This is a genomic window from Flavobacterium sp. UW10123 (assembly GCF_040538975.1).
Lineage (GTDB): Bacteria > Bacteroidota > Bacteroidia > Flavobacteriales > Flavobacteriaceae > Flavobacterium.
The window spans coordinates 410826-425407 of the sequence record NZ_JBEWQE010000001.1; the positions used below are offsets into that span (position 1 = coordinate 410826).

A 14582-nucleotide genomic window follows, 5' to 3' on the forward strand; every position below is an offset into this window, starting at 1 on the left:
ACTGGACGTAAAAATCTCTTTAATCCTTTTAATCTGTGGCAAAACTAACTTTCGCATTATTTTTAAAATCAGAAGGCGTAATTCCTTTAACTTTTTTGAAGAGTTTATTAAAGTTTGAAGCTGTTTTATAACCGCATTCATAAGCAATCTCAGACATACTTTTATCGGTTTCTAATAACAATTTACAGGAATTTGAAATTCGGATTTCGTGCAGATAATCCACAAAATTCTTTTTCGTTTTTGCCCTGAACATTCTACAGAAAGAAGTCCGCGTCATATTCGCTACAGCGGCAATTTCTTCTAAGGAAATATTCTTTTTATAATTTTTGTTGACATATTGAAAAACTTCGGAAAGACGATCTACTTTTGCATCCTTCTGCATCAAAGAATAAATTTCATCATTAATGTAAATCGTATCCTGACTTTCAGAAAGAATAGACAAAATCTCAAAAAGCCCGACGATAACTTCAAAGTCTTTTTTAGAAACTAATTTTTCGAGTTTTTTCGCAATCTGTTTATTGGTTTTTCCGATAATCGAAATTCCTTTTCCAGCCTGAAAAAAGAGTTCGTTGATTTTTTGAGTTTCTTTTAATTCGTAAAAAGTCGGTCCGAAAATATCTTTATGAAAATATACCACAATCGAATTGGCTTTCAAATCCTCAATTCCCTGATAATATTTTTCATCATTCAGCCAAACGTGCGGAATGTCAGAACCTAAAAAAACCATATCACCAGGCGCAAAAGGCATGACCGAATTTCCGATAATACGTTTTCCGTAACTCTCTTTCACATAAACCAATTCCAATTCCGGATGCGAATGAAACGGCGCCTGAAAAAAAGGTTCCATACGATTCAGCACCGAAACTTTCGTGTTGAGATAAGACGCTATTTTGGTTTGTTCCAATTTCATACTGCAAAGATAATTAAAGATTAGATACGGATAATATTAGACTATTAACCGATGCGTAAAAAAACTAATTTTATTTTTCGTTAACTGCCCGAATTCTATACAAAATCAGAAGATTAAAATGTTATAGAGTGAAAGCAACGACATCAAAAAAAAGAAAAAAAACAAAAAACACAATGTCTGACAATAACACAAAAAAACTGGTTGTAAAACTGCATCCAGATGATAATGTATTGGTTGCCTTAACCGATCTTCAAAAAGGCGATGCAATTCATTTTGAAAACGAAACTTACGTTTTACAAGACCTCATCAAAGCCAAACATAAATTCTACATGCAGGACATGAAGCAGGGAGAAGAAGTAAATATGTACGGTGTTTTGGTTGGAAAAGTGCAAAACGATGTGGCAAAAGGAAGTTTAATGACGACCGAAAATCTAAAACATGCTGCAGATCCTTATGCCTATAGAAATGCTTCTTACGAATGGAACGCACCCGATGTTTCAAAATTCGAAAATAGAACTTTTAAAGGTTACAAAAGAAAAGACGGACGCGTTGGAACAGCAAATTACTGGCTTTTTATCCCGACTGTTTTTTGTGAAAATAGAAATCTTGACGTCATCAAAGAAGCCTTACACAAGCAATTGGGTTATGCTGTAACAGACAAATACAACCAATTTACGCACGAATTACTGGAAAGTTATTTGAACGGAAATGACATTAACGATATCAACATTGAATTAAATCCGACGCCAAAAAACAAACGTGTTTTTGAAAATGTGGACGGAATTAAATTCTTAAATCACCAAGGCGGTTGCGGTGGAACACGTCAGGATGCTTCTACTTTGAGCGCTTTATTGGCTTCTTATGCGAATCACCCGAACGTTGGCGGAATCACGCTTTTGAGTTTAGGATGCCAGCATTTGCAAGTTCAGGATTTTGTAAATGATGTGAAAAGACAAAACCCTGATTTTGATAAACCGTTGTTTATTTTTGAACAGCAACAGACAGAAAGCGAAGAAGTTTTAATTACAAATGCCATCAAAAAAACTTTTGAAGGTTTAATTGAAATCAACCAATACGAAAGAACTGATGCGCCTTTAAGCGATTTATGCATTGGTGTAAAATGTGGAGGAAGCGACGGTTTTAGCGGTGTTTCTGCAAATCCTGCTGTGGGTTATACTTCAGATTTGGTTGTGGCTTTAGGCGGAAAAATTCTTTTGGCTGAATTCCCAGAATTATGCGGTGCAGAACAAAATTTAATTGACAGATGTACTACCGAAGATAAAGCTAGAAAATTCATAGATTTAATGGAATCTTATGATGAATTGGCTCATAAAGTAGGTTCTGGTTTCCACATGAATCCTTCTCCAGGAAACATCAAAGACGGATTAATTACAGATGCTATCAAAAGTGCGGGAGCAGCAAAAAAAGGTGGAACTTCTCCTGTTGTTGATGTTTTGGATTATACAGAACTAGTTACAAAACCAGGTTTAAGTTTGGTTTGTACGCCAGGAAATGACGTTGAAGCTACAACTGGAAAAGCAGCTTCTGGAGCAACTTTAATTTTATTTACAACTGGACTGGGAACTCCAACAGGAAACCCAGTTTGTCCTGTAATTAAAGTAGCTACAAATTCGGTTTTGGCTACCAGAATGAAAGATATTATTGATATTGACTGCGGGCCAATTATCAGCGGAGAAAAGTCTATTGAAGAAATGGGCGAGGAAATTTTAGAATATTGCATCAAAGCGGCAAGCGGCGAAATTATTCCGAAAGCAGTTCAATTAAACCAAGACGATTTTATTCCGTGGAAACGCGGCGTATCTTTGTAAAAGACTATTAAAAACAACTCATAAAAAATTTATATCAAATGTTTTCATTACAAAATAAAAAAGCAATTATCACGGGCGGCGGAAGCGGAATTGGAAGAGCGATTTCAGTTTTATTTGCAAAACAAGGAGCTGAAGTTCACGTTTTAGAATTAACGGAAGAAAGTGCAAAAGAAACAGTAGAAGAAATTAAATCAGCTGGCGGAAGTGTTTTTGCTCATGCGTGCGACGTTTCGAACCACGAACAAGTAAAAGCAACTTTCGAGAAAATCGGAAACATCAATATTCTAGTAAACAACGCTGGAATTGCTCACGTTGGAAAAGTAGACACAACTTCAGAATCTGATTTTGACAGAATTATGAATGTAAACGTAAAAGGGGTTTACAACTGTCTTCATGCTTCTATTCCTGCATTAAGAAATTCTGGCGGAGGTGTAATTTTGAACTTAGCTTCGATTGCTTGCTGGGTTGGAATTCCAGATCGTTTTGCTTATTCTACTGCAAAAGGAGCTGTTATGGCAATGACATTATCTGTTGCTAAAGATTATTTGAATGATAAAATCAGATGTAATTCTATTTCTCCTGCAAGAGTGCACACACCTTTCGTAGACGGATTTATTGCTAAAAATTATCCTGGAAAAGAAGAAGAAATTTTCGAAAAACTTTCACAATCACAGCCAATCGGCCGTATGGGAAAACCTGAAGAAATTGCAACTTTAGCTTTATTCTTATGCAGTGACGAATCGTCTTTCATCACAGGTTCAGATTATCCAATTGATGGTGGATTCATTAAATTAAATAACTAAATTTTATTTAGCCACAGATTTAAAGGATTAAAAGGATTTAAAAAAATAAGCCACAAATTTCGCAAATTTCCACAAATTAAAATTCGAGAAAATTCGTGTAATTAGTGGCTAAAAAAATTTAAAAACACAGTTTTAAAAAATCATTTTAATCCTTTAAATCTGTGGCAAAAAAACAATACACATTACTAAAAAATTAAAATATGAAACTTATTAGATTCGGAGAAGAAGGAAAGGAAAAACCAGGAGTTTTACTAAATGAAAAAAGATACGATGTTTCGTCTATCGTTACAGATTACAACGAAGCTTTTTTTGAAAATGACGGTTTAGCGAAATTAGAAGAAGCTTTAAAAAATAATCCTTCATTGCCAGAAGTAAGCGATTCAGTACGTTTAGGTTCGCCAGTGGCACGTCCTTCAAAAATTATCTGCATCGGATTAAATTATGTTGATCACTGTGAAGAAACTGGTGCTGCAATTCCAGAAGAGCCAATTATTTTCTTCAAATCAACCACTTCTTTATGCGGACCAAATGACAATTTGATTATTCCAAAAAACAGTGAAAAAACAGACTGGGAAGTGGAATTAGCTTTTGTTGTAGGCAAAAAAGCAAGCTATGTTTCTGAAGAAGATGCGCCAAACTACATCGCTGGATATTGCCTTTTGAATGATTATAGCGAAAGAGCTTTCCAAATCGAAAGAGGCGGACAATGGGCAAAAGGAAAAGGTTCTGATACCTTCGCTCCTCTTGGACCAATTATGGCAACTCCAAACGAAGTTGGCGATGTAAACAATCTAAAAATGTGGCTTACTGTAAACGGAAAAACATTCCAGAACAGTAACACTTCAAACTTGATTTTTAAAATTCCATTTTTAGTGCATTATTTAAGCCAGTTTATGACATTGCTTCCTGGTGATGTAATCAGTACAGGAACACCTCCGGGAGTTGGACTAGGAATTAAACCAGATCCGATTTACATTAAAGCGGGCGACGTAATCGAATTAGGAATCGAAGGTTTAGGCACAAGCAAACAAACTGCTGTAGCTTACCAAGGATAAATTTTAGAGTATGGCAACTCAAAAATTCTATCTGGCATTAGACTTAAAAGATGACGCCGATTTAATTGCAGAATATAAAGAACTGCATGAAAATGTATGGCCAGAAATCAAAAAAAGCATTCGAGATTCTGGAATTGAAGTTCTGAATATCTACTGCACAGGAAATCGATTGTTCATGATCATCGAAGCAGATGCTGATTTTACTTTCGAAAAGAAAGATCAAGCCGACGCAACAAACGAAAAAGTTCAGGAATGGGAAACTTTAATGTGGAAATTCCAGCAAGCTTTACCTTGGGCAAAACCGGGACAAAAATGGATTTTAATGGATAAGATATTTGGATTGTAACATTAACATTCAATAAATTTTTAAAAGACTGTCAATTGTGGCAGTCTTTTTTTTAAAACGACATCCAAGAAAAAGATTACTTTTTAATGCTTGCAAGTTAAATCCTTTTAATTATTTTAGCCTGCAAAAAAACCAATCAATTAACCAAAAAAATGAAAAAACTAATTATTTCATGCTTCTTTATTTCAGGAGCAATGTTTGCTCAGGACATTAATATTGTTCAAGGCAATTTTGACTTTTTAAAAGACCAAAAAGAAATCAATACCGTATTTGATTATAGTAATTTTACTATGATGAAAGAGAAAAAATCTGAAGCACAATATGTAAAAGAGCACAAAGCAGATTTAGACGAAAAGGCAAAAGGAAATGGAAATCTTTGGGAAAAAAGATGGATTGTGGCAAAAGATCAAATTTGGACTCCAAAATTCTTAGAAATTGCAAACGTTGTTTTGACTAAGGAAAAGAAAGAATTAAACTTTCAGGAAGGATTAAATACTCCTTATACTTTAATTGTACAGGCAGTTTGGATTTATCCAGGTTGGGATGCTGGAATCATGAAACAGCCAGCAAAAGTAACTACCAATTTAAAGTTTGTTGAAACAGCCAACAAATCAAATGTATTATTAGAAATTACAAGTGAAGAAGCTCCCGGAGACCAATGGGGAAGCAATTTTAATAATGAAACCCGAATTGGAGAAGGATTTGCAAAAACTGCAAAAACAATGTCTAAACTTATTGCAAAAAAAGCATATAAATAAAAAGGAAATAATATTCCGTTAGGAATATCTCATCGGTAGAAAAAAATATTGTCGTTTTGTATTATGTCCTGTAGGAACATCTGATTTACGGAAATAATATACACATCCATTAATCAAACGTTCCTACGGAACGTATTATCGCAATTCAAATTTAATTTCTACCAACGAGACATTCCTACGGAATGAATCTAGGAAATGAATCTAGGAAATGAATTATTTTTTCAATAAAAAAGCCCTGATTATTCAGGGCTTTGTTCTTTTTGCATATTTAATAAATACGCCATATTCGCAATTACGTGATCGTGTTTTTTGACAAACGAATTTTCTTCGTTCCAAACATAACCTGCTAAAACCGCGCATATTTTTTCTTTTACTTCTGGATTTTCAGGCTGGTGGAAAAACAAAGTCTGTAAATTTCCTGTATACCATTCTTGAACGTAAGTGGTGAAAACAGCAATTCCGCGTTTCATGTATTGAGTAAATTCCACTTCCCAATCAACAGAAATTCCTTTCGATTCTTTTAAGTATAATTTTGCGGCCAGCATTCCGGATTCTGTTGCAAAAGCTACACCAGATGAAAAAACTGGATCTAAGAATTCAGAACTATTTCCTGTTAAAGCAAAACCATCGCCGTACATTCTTTTTACTGCTCTTGAGTAGTTTTCTAATTTAACTGGCTCGAATAGGAATTCTGTTCCAGCAAATCTTTTAATATAATAATCCGATTTCTGAATGGCATTTCGCAGAGCCTCAGCATTGTCTTTATTTTCAGAAAGAGAATTGATAAAGTCTGTCGGGCCAACAACACCTAAACTTGTGTTTCTGTTAGAAAACGGAATTACCCAAAGCCAAACTTGAGTTTCTAAAATGTCAAACGAAATTTGAGTTCCCTCAACACCTTCTTCTCTATTAATATCTTTAACATGCGTAAAAATCGAAGAATGCGGATCTAATTTTGATGGCGTATCCAAATCTAAAAGTCTTGGCAGAACACGTCCGTAACCGCTTGAATCTATGATAAATTTAGCATGAATTTCTTTTAGGTTTCCGTCTTTGTCTTTTACGATAGTTTTTGAATTTTTTGCTTCAAAAGAAACTTCCAAAACTTCAGTTTCAAATTCTAAGTCAATCCCTTTTCTTATAATTTCTTGTGCCATTGTATTGTCAAAATCAGCTCTTGGAACTTGCCACGTCCAATCCCATCCTTCTCCAAATTTTACGCTAAAATCAAAATTGCAGATTTCTTCTCCTCTAATAAAACGAGCGCCTAACTTTTTCTCAAAGTTCATGGCATCAAGAGCGTCAAACAATTCTGCCTCAGCAAAATGATCCATTACACGCGGAATAAGGCTTTCACCTACTACAAGTCTCGGAAACTTCGTTTTTTCTACTACCTTAACCTTTACGTTGTTTTTATAAAGATACGATGCCGAAACACATCCAGATGGTCCTGCACCAATCACTAAAACATCAACAAACTCCTTTGTCATATTAGAATTATTATCATTAATTAACCTACATTTGCCATCATCAAAATAACTACATTTATTTTGATAAATAAAATTAAATTAGCGCAACCAAAATCGATTTGATGAATACAATAAATGAATATCTAAGTTTAGCAGAATTTGAAGCCATAATCTTTGGAAAAAACAAAGTTTCCATAAGCGATGTGGTTCAAAATCGAGTAAACGAAAGTTTTAATTTCTTAAAAGAATTCTCAGGAAACAAAGTAATCTACGGCGTAAATACAGGATTTGGTCCAATGGCTCAATATAGAATTAAGGAGTCAGATCAAATTCAGTTACAATATAACTTAATCAGAAGCCATTCTTCTGGAACTGGAAAACCTTTAAATGCTGAGTGCGCAAAAGCAGCAATTTTGGCAAGATTAAATACACTTTCTTTAGGAAATTCAGGAGTTCACTCTTCTGTTATTCATTTAATGGCAGAATTAATCAATAGAGATATTACGCCTTTAATTTTTGAGCACGGCGGTGTTGGCGCCAGCGGAGATTTAGTACAATTATCACACTTAGCTTTGGTCTTAATTGGCGAAGGAGAAGTTTTTTATAAAGGTGAAAGACGCGCAACTGCAGAAGTTTTCGAAATTGAAGGTTTAAAACCAATTCAAGTAGAAATTAGAGAAGGTCTGGCATTAATTAACGGGACTTCTGTAATGACAGGAATTGGAGTGGTAAATGTTCATTATGCAAAAAAATTATTAGATTGGTCGTTAAAAGCTTCTTGTGCGATTAACGAATTGGTTCAAGCTTACGACGACCATTTTTCTCAGGAATTAAACCAAACAAAACGTCATAAAGGACAACAGGAAGTTGCGGAAAGAATGAGACAAAATCTTTCGGACAGTACGTTGATCCGTAAAAGAGAAGACCATTTATATTCTGGCGAAAACACCGAAGAGATCTTCAAAGAAAAAGTTCAAGAATATTATTCATTACGTTGTGTTCCTCAAATTTTGGGACCGGTTCTAGAGACTATCAATAATGTAGCTTCTATTCTGGAAGACGAATTTAACTCAGCAAACGATAACCCAATTATCGACGTAAAAAACAAACACGTTTACCATGGCGGAAATTTCCATGGAGATTATATTTCGCTAGAAATGGATAAATTGAAAATCGTTATTACCAAATTAACGATGCTGGCAGAACGTCAATTGAATTATTTGTTGAATTCAAAAATCAACGAAATTCTTCCTCCATTCGTAAACTTAGGAACGTTAGGGTTTAATTTCGGAATGCAGGGCGTTCAATTCGTAGCAACTTCAACAACTGCCGAAAACCAAATGTTATCAAATCCAATGTACGTACACAGTATTCCAAACAACAATGACAATCAAGACATTGTAAGTATGGGAACCAATGCTGCGGTTATTACATCAAAAGTAATTGAAAACTCATTCGAGGTTTTAGCTATCGAATTAATCACAATTGTTCAGGCAATTGATTATTTGAAACAAAAAGATCAAATTTCGTCTACGACTAAAAAATGGTACGACGATATCAGAAATATAATTCCAACTTTTAAAGAAGATCAGGTAATGTATCCTTTTGTTCAAAAAGTAAAAGATTATTTGATCAACAGTTAGAAATTGAAATACCACAAATGCCCCCCAAAGAGTTTTAGTTTTTTAATCATTAAACATTGAATTTTTAAAATCATGAAAAAGACACTTATTTTTTTGCTGCTGGCAAGTATTCAATTTGTTAATAGTCAAGAACTGGCATTAGTTAAAAAGAGCTCCAAAATTGGATATCTGTCTAAAGACGGATCCTTTAAAATCGAACCGCAATATAAATCGGCAAGAAGTTTTTCTGAAGGTTTGGCTGCTGTAGAAAATGGCGGAAAATGGGGATTTATAGATGCTAAAGGAACTTGGGCAATCCCTGCTGATTTTAAAGATGCTAAAGATTTTAACAGCGGAATTGCAGTTGTACAAAAAGACAAAGACTGGGTTTACATTAATACAAAAGGAGAAATTCAAAAAGGGCCAACTACTGACAAAGTATTTGATTTTAATGATGGAGTTGCTTTCTTTAGACAAAACAATAAAGTGGGATTAATCAACAACAAAATGACTGTTGTTTTAGAACCAAAATACGATCAGATCAAACCTTTTGAAAATGGTTACGCCAGAGTGGAATTAAACAAAAACTGGGGAATTATTGATACTAACGGAAAAGAATTAGTTGAACCTGTTTATGCCGAAGTTGGAAATTATTTTAAGGGAACAACTTGGGCAAGAAAAGACAAAACTTTCGGTCTTGTAAGCGGCGGAAAATTTGTTCCAGTTGACGGAGCTGAAAAAATCTGGGATTTTGAAACGCAGGATTTGACTTTTGCTAAGAAAAATGGAAAAATCGGTTACATCGATTTAAAAGGAAATTGGGCCATTCTTCCTATTTATGATAAAGGAAAAGCATTCTCAAAAAACCTTGCTCCTGTTTTGGTTGGAAAAAAATGGGGATTCATAAATCCAGAAGGAAAATTTGTGATTGAGCCAACTTACAACGATGCAGAAGTTTTCAGCACAAACGGTTTAGCTCCAGTAAAAGAAAGCAATTGGGGATTCATTAATGAATCTGGAAAACTAGTAATCCCAACTCAATACGGTATCACAACAAATGCTATTATTGCAATGTTTACACAACAAGATAAAGGATTTATTGGTGGTGTTGCCCGAGTAAAAAACGAAGGAAAATGGGGATTTCTTAAACCTGACGGAACAGTCTTGGCCAACCAATGGTTTGAAAATGCAGAACTCTTTTCTAAAAGTGCAGAAAAACCGCAGCCAGCCACAGCTCCTGCCGAAAAACCAAAAGAGGAAACTAAGCCCGTAGCAAAAAAAACAGCTACAAAACCAGCACCAAAAAAAAAGAAATAGTATTTATCTCCAAATAAATTAGAACTTTGCATAAATGAAATCGCGTTTTATAAGGCGATTTCATTTATTATGAATAAAAAACAAAACCTACGTTAAATGAAATGTGTATTAGTAACTGGCGGTTCGAGAGGGATTGGAAGTGCGATTTGTAAAAAACTAGCCATAGAATCCGATTATCATATTCTAATTAATTATCATTCGAATAAAACAGCTGCCGAAGAAACATTGCAAGAAGTCCAAAAATTAGGTGCAACAGGAGAAATCTTAGGTTTTGATGTTTCTAATTTTGAAGAAGTGCAAAATGTTTTAACTGCTTGGCAGGAAGCTAATCCTGAAAAATTGGTTGAAGCAATTGTAAACAATGCGGGAATCACAAAAGATGGTCTTTTTATGTGGATGACACCAGAAGACTGGAACGGTGTTATGAATACTAGTGTAAACGGTTTCTTTAATGTTACGCAGTTTTTTATTCAAAAAATGTTACGCAACAAATACGGCCGAATCGTAAATATGGTTTCTGTTTCTGGAGTAAAAGGAACTGCAGGACAAGCCAATTATTCGGCTGCAAAAGGTGCCATTGTAGCAGCGACTAAAGCTCTAGCACAGGAAGTTGCCAAAAGAAACATTACTGTAAATGCTGTCGCTCCAGGTTTTATCAGAACTGATATGACAAGTCAGCTGGATGAAAAAGAATTATTAAAGCTCATTCCGGTAAACCGTTTTGGTGAAGCAGAAGAAGTAGCAGATTTGGTAAGCTTTTTGATTTCTAAAAAAGCAAGCTATATTACAGGAGAAATTATAAATATTAACGGCGGAATATATTCTTAAAGAATACTATGTTTGCGAAGTTTATTTTTAAGTTTTTTACTTAACAAAAAAATTGCTCGCAAAGTCGCAGAGTCGCAAAGTTTTATTTAAAAAAAACCTAAAAAAAGAACCTTTGCGACTCTGCGACTTTGCGAGATTAAAAAATAAAAACTTTGTGCCTTTGTTTTAAAAATTACACTTTAAGGATAAAAAATTACTTTTGAAAGACCATGAATAGACGAGTTGTAATTACTGGAATGGGAATTTATTCTTGTATCGGAACTTCTTTAGACGAAGTAAAAGATTCGTTATACGAAGGAAAATCTGGTATTCAGTTTGATTCTGAAAGAAAAGAATTTGGTTTTCAATCGGCCCTGACAGGAATGGTTCCGAAAGCCGATCTTAAAAATTTATTGACGCGCAGACAACGTATGAGCATCGGTGAAGAAACCGAATATGCTTATATGGCAACTATAGAAGCACTTAAAAACGCTAACATTGATGATGCTTTTTTTGAAGAGCATGAAGTAGGTATCATGTACGGAAACGATAGTGTTTCTAAAGCCATTATTGACGCAACAGATATTGTACGCGAGAAAAAAGACACCGCTCTTATAGGTTCTGGTGCTATTTTTAAATCGATGAATTCTACCGTTACGATGAATCTTTCTACGATTTTTAAACTTCGCGGAATCAATCTTACGGTTAGTGCAGCTTGCGCAAGTGGGTCACATTCTATTGGTTTGGCTTATTTTTTAATTAAAAGCGGTTTTCAAGATATTGTTATTACTGGCGGTGCTCAGGAAATAAATAAATATGCGATGAGCAGTTTTGATGGGTTAGGCGTTTTTTCTAACAGAGAAGGCGATCCAACAAAAGCTTCTAGACCTTTTGATATTGGCCGTGACGGATTAATTCCGAGTGGTGGAGGTGCAACTTTAATTTTAGAAAGTTACGAATCTGCCATTGCTCGCGGTGCCAATATTATTGCAGAAATTGGCGGTTACGGTTTTTCTTCAAACGGCGGACATATCTCAACACCAAACGTTGAAGGGCCTGCAACAGCCATGAAACGAGCTCTTGACGATGCCAAATTACAAGCTTCAGATATTGAATATATAAATGCTCATGCAACCTCAACACCTGTTGGAGATGCAAATGAAGCAAAAGCCATTTTTGAAGTTTTTGGAGAAAAAAATCCTCCTGTAAGTTCTACAAAATCTATGACAGGCCACGAATGCTGGATGGCGGGAGCCAGCGAAATCATTTATTCTATCTTAATGATGCAGCACGATTTTATCGCGCCAAACATCAATTTGGAAAACCCAGATGAAGATGCGTCAAAATTAAATTTAGTTAAAACTACGTTAAACAAAAAATTTGACATATTTTTGTCCAATTCTTTCGGTTTCGGAGGAACCAACTCTGCGTTGGTGGTTAAAAAGTTTAAATTGAACAATGAATAAAGAAGAGATTATAGCAAAAATTAATGGTTTTTTAGTTGATGAATTTGAAGTTGATAATGACGACATTGAACCAAATGCTAATTTAAAAGATACACTTGGGTTAGACAGTCTGGATTATGTTGACTTAGTCGTTTCAATAGAGGCAAACTTTGGTGTAAAACTAGTTGAAGCAGATTTTGTTGGAATTTCTGATTTTCAAAGTTTTTATGACTTAATCGAAACTAAAATCAAAGCCAAATTAGCTTAAATGAGTCAATGGGATGGTAAATCCAAAGGAACTGTATTAGGTTATAAAATATTCGTTTTTTTAATTCAAAAAGCGGGTGTCAAAGCTGCTTATGCCTTACTTTATTTTGTTGCTTCGTATTATTTTTTATTTCTAAGAAAAAGCAACAGAGCCATTTTCTATTACTTTAAAGAAAGACTTCAATACTCCTATTTCAAATCCAAAAAAATGGTTTTCAAAAGCTATTATACTTTTGGACAGACCATTATTGACAAAGTTTCCATTTCTGCCGGAATGCGAAACAAATTTACTTATGAATTTGACGGAATAGAAACACTCAAAAAATTACTTGCCGAGAAAAAAGGCGGCGTTTTAATCAGTGCACATGTTGGCAATTTTGAAATTGCAGAACATTTTCTAGGAGACATTGACCTTAATTTCCAAATTAATCTTGTTACAACAGATTTAGAACATTCTGCTATTAAGAATTATCTGGAAAGCGTTTCTCAAAAACCAACCGTAAAATTTATCATCATTAAAGAAGATCTCTCTCATATTTTTGAGATCAATGCTGCTTTGGCCAATAATGAACTAATCTGCTTTACAGGCGACCGTTATTTTGAAGGAACAAAATCGCTTTCTGAAAACCTTTTAGGTAAAGAAGCCAATTTCCCTGCCGGACCATTTTTAATTGCTTCACGATTAAAGGTTCCTGTAGTTTTTGTTTATGTAATGAAAGAGCCAAACCTTCATTATCATTTGTACGCAAGAGAAGCCGAGGTAAAACATAGAGACGAAAAAGCGCTTTTGAAAGAATATGTAAAAAGCGTAGAAAGCATTCTTTATCGATACCCTTTGCAATGGTTCAATTATTTTGATTTTTGGAACCAGTTAGAAAACAAAAATTCATTGCCAAAATAACACCGAACCAACTCTTTTAACTTCATTTTTTTTGAATAAATCAAAAATTTAGGAATTCTAGGCCATTCGCAGGAATAAGAAAATTCGTTTAAATAAATTTACTTATTTTTGCTGACCACCAAAGCCAAAAAAACCTAAATGAAAAATGTTCTCGTAATTTATTACACGCAATCTGGACAACTAGAATCTATTGCAAAAAATATTGCAAAACCATTCCTAAATTCAGAAGAAATAAACCTTACATTTCACGAAATACAATTAGAAAAACCGTTTCCATTTCCTTGGAATAAAGAATCATTTTTTGATGCATTTCCCGAATCGTTTTTACAGATTCCGACCGCATTAAAACCTATTCCTGAAGAAGTTTTAAACACAAAGTTTGACTTAATACTATTTCATTATCAGGTTTGGTATTTATCGCCTTCCATTCCGATCAATTCATTTTTGAAAAGTGACGATGCCAAGAAAATCTTGAACAATACGCCTGTTATTACTATCAGCGGTTCAAGAAACATGTGGATTATGGCTCAGGAAAAAATCAAAGTTTTACTGAGAAAAGCCAATGCCAATTTAGTCGGAAACGTAGCTTTGGTAGACCGTGTTGGAAATTTAATCAGCGTTATTACCATCGTAGAATGGATGTTCTCTGGAGTTAAGAAAAAATATTTAGGTATATTTCCGCTTCCGGGAGTTTCAGAAAAAGATATACAAGAATCGAGTCAGTTTGGAGAAATCATGCTTGATTCTTTACAACAAAATAATTTAGCGCAATTACAGCCAAAATTGGTTGATGCTGGCGCTGTAAAAATAAGTTCGTATTTGGTAACTGTTGACAAAACAGCCAATAAAATTTTTAATAAATGGTCAAATATTATTTATAAAAATCAAAAAAACCGAAAACAGCTGCTTAAAGTATTTAATGTTTATTTATTCCTTGCGATATGGTTAATCTCACCAATAGTGTATATATTGCACCTTATTACCTATCCGCTTAAGTTAAAATCTATAAAAAAGGAAACTCAATATTATCAGGGAGTTTAGAAGACGAAATTT

The 14582-nt window shown here is 34.3% G+C and carries 14 protein-coding genes; 12 read left to right on the plus strand and 2 right to left on the minus strand.

The genetic code is table 11. From position 1 onward, the window contains the following. Window positions 1-28 precede the first annotated feature (28 nt). Complete coding sequence (locus tag ABXT06_RS01785; RefSeq protein WP_354589201.1) at window positions 29-910, minus strand: AraC family transcriptional regulator; 882 nt, start codon at window positions 908-910, stop codon at window positions 29-31. A 173-nt stretch (window positions 911-1083) separates the two neighbouring features. Here ABXT06_RS01785 and ABXT06_RS01790 point away from each other — a divergent pair, with 173 nt between their 5' ends. The 5 genes from ABXT06_RS01790 (at window position 1084) to ABXT06_RS01810 (ending at window position 5701) form a co-directional block, all read left to right on the plus strand. Beyond that, entirely contained in the window at window positions 1084-2739 is a 1656-nt protein-coding gene (locus ABXT06_RS01790; RefSeq protein ID WP_354589202.1) for a UxaA family hydrolase, read from the plus strand. A gap of 38 nt (window positions 2740-2777) precedes the next feature. Beyond that, window positions 2778-3542 (plus strand): SDR family NAD(P)-dependent oxidoreductase, encoded by a 765-nt coding sequence (locus ABXT06_RS01795; RefSeq protein WP_354589203.1) that lies wholly within the window; start codon window positions 2778-2780, stop codon window positions 3540-3542. Between the two features lie 200 nt (window positions 3543-3742). After that, the gene (locus tag ABXT06_RS01800) at window positions 3743-4597 is read left to right on the plus strand and encodes a fumarylacetoacetate hydrolase family protein (RefSeq protein WP_354589204.1); all 855 of its coding nucleotides are present in this window, start codon (window positions 3743-3745) and stop codon (window positions 4595-4597) included. 10 nt (window positions 4598-4607) lie between these two features. Further along, window positions 4608-4943, plus strand: coding sequence for an L-rhamnose mutarotase (locus ABXT06_RS01805; protein ID WP_354589205.1), 336 nt, complete (start codon window positions 4608-4610; stop codon window positions 4941-4943). Between the two features lie 152 nt (window positions 4944-5095). After that, on the plus strand, window positions 5096-5701 hold the full coding sequence (locus tag ABXT06_RS01810; protein WP_354589206.1) for a hypothetical protein: 606 nt from the start codon (window positions 5096-5098) through the stop codon (window positions 5699-5701). A gap of 239 nt (window positions 5702-5940) precedes the next feature. Here ABXT06_RS01810 and ABXT06_RS01815 read toward each other — a convergent pair whose 3' ends face one another. Next, window positions 5941-7191 carry an NAD(P)/FAD-dependent oxidoreductase gene (locus ABXT06_RS01815; protein ID WP_354589207.1) on the minus strand — a complete coding sequence of 417 codons (1251 nt, stop codon included), beginning with the start codon at window positions 7189-7191 and terminating at the stop codon, window positions 5941-5943. A 101-nt stretch (window positions 7192-7292) separates the two neighbouring features. On the opposite strand from ABXT06_RS01815, the gene flxA reads away from it, so the two are divergent. The 7 genes from flxA to ABXT06_RS01850 all read left to right on the plus strand — a co-directional run bounded on the left by flxA (window position 7293) and on the right by ABXT06_RS01850 (window position 14570). Beyond that, window positions 7293-8813, plus strand: a complete 1521-nt coding sequence (flxA, locus tag ABXT06_RS01820; protein ID WP_354589208.1) for a flexirubin biosynthesis tyrosine ammonia-lyase FlxA — start codon at window positions 7293-7295, stop codon at window positions 8811-8813. A gap of 72 nt (window positions 8814-8885) precedes the next feature. Then, window positions 8886-10109, plus strand: a complete 1224-nt coding sequence (locus ABXT06_RS01825) for a WG repeat-containing protein (protein WP_354589209.1) — start codon at window positions 8886-8888, stop codon at window positions 10107-10109. Window positions 10110-10205: 96 nt separating this feature from the next. After that, window positions 10206-10937 (plus strand): flexirubin biosynthesis SDR family reductase FlxB, encoded by a 732-nt coding sequence (gene flxB, locus ABXT06_RS01830; RefSeq protein WP_354589210.1) that lies wholly within the window; start codon window positions 10206-10208, stop codon window positions 10935-10937. A gap of 209 nt (window positions 10938-11146) precedes the next feature. Further along, window positions 11147-12382, plus strand: coding sequence for a beta-ketoacyl-[acyl-carrier-protein] synthase family protein (locus tag ABXT06_RS01835; protein ID WP_354589211.1), 1236 nt, complete (start codon window positions 11147-11149; stop codon window positions 12380-12382). Further along, entirely contained in the window at window positions 12375-12629 is a 255-nt protein-coding gene (locus ABXT06_RS01840) for an acyl carrier protein (RefSeq protein WP_354589212.1), read from the plus strand. The genes ABXT06_RS01835 and ABXT06_RS01840 overlap by 8 nt, the downstream gene beginning before the upstream one ends. Continuing rightward, the gene (locus tag ABXT06_RS01845) at window positions 12630-13529 is read left to right on the plus strand and encodes a lysophospholipid acyltransferase family protein (protein ID WP_354589213.1); all 900 of its coding nucleotides are present in this window, start codon (window positions 12630-12632) and stop codon (window positions 13527-13529) included. A gap of 138 nt (window positions 13530-13667) precedes the next feature. Continuing rightward, the gene (locus ABXT06_RS01850; protein ID WP_354589214.1) at window positions 13668-14570 is read left to right on the plus strand and encodes an NADPH-dependent FMN reductase family protein; all 903 of its coding nucleotides are present in this window, start codon (window positions 13668-13670) and stop codon (window positions 14568-14570) included. Window positions 14571-14582: the final 12 nt, after the last annotated feature.

Coding starts and splice junctions, on each gene's coding strand:
- ABXT06_RS01850 (WP_354589214.1), top strand. CDS start 13,668: ATGAAAAATGTTCTCGTAATTTATTACACGCAATCTGGACAACTAGAA.
- flxB (WP_354589210.1), top strand. CDS start 10,206: ATGAAATGTGTATTAGTAACTGGCGGTTCGAGAGGGATTGGAAGTGCG.
- ABXT06_RS01800 (WP_354589204.1), top strand. CDS start 3,743: ATGAAACTTATTAGATTCGGAGAAGAAGGAAAGGAAAAACCAGGAGTT.
- ABXT06_RS01825 (WP_354589209.1), top strand. CDS start 8,886: ATGAAAAAGACACTTATTTTTTTGCTGCTGGCAAGTATTCAATTTGTT.
- ABXT06_RS01790 (WP_354589202.1), top strand. CDS start 1,084: ATGTCTGACAATAACACAAAAAAACTGGTTGTAAAACTGCATCCAGAT.
- ABXT06_RS01785 (WP_354589201.1), bottom strand. CDS start 910: ATGAAATTGGAACAAACCAAAATAGCGTCTTATCTCAACACGAAAGTT.
- ABXT06_RS01835 (WP_354589211.1), top strand. CDS start 11,147: ATGAATAGACGAGTTGTAATTACTGGAATGGGAATTTATTCTTGTATC.
- ABXT06_RS01845 (WP_354589213.1), top strand. CDS start 12,630: ATGAGTCAATGGGATGGTAAATCCAAAGGAACTGTATTAGGTTATAAA.
- ABXT06_RS01810 (WP_354589206.1), top strand. CDS start 5,096: ATGAAAAAACTAATTATTTCATGCTTCTTTATTTCAGGAGCAATGTTT.
- ABXT06_RS01815 (WP_354589207.1), bottom strand. CDS start 7,191: ATGACAAAGGAGTTTGTTGATGTTTTAGTGATTGGTGCAGGACCATCT.
- ABXT06_RS01840 (WP_354589212.1), top strand. CDS start 12,375: ATGAATAAAGAAGAGATTATAGCAAAAATTAATGGTTTTTTAGTTGAT.
- ABXT06_RS01805 (WP_354589205.1), top strand. CDS start 4,608: ATGGCAACTCAAAAATTCTATCTGGCATTAGACTTAAAAGATGACGCC.
- ABXT06_RS01795 (WP_354589203.1), top strand. CDS start 2,778: ATGTTTTCATTACAAAATAAAAAAGCAATTATCACGGGCGGCGGAAGC.
- flxA (WP_354589208.1), top strand. CDS start 7,293: ATGAATACAATAAATGAATATCTAAGTTTAGCAGAATTTGAAGCCATA.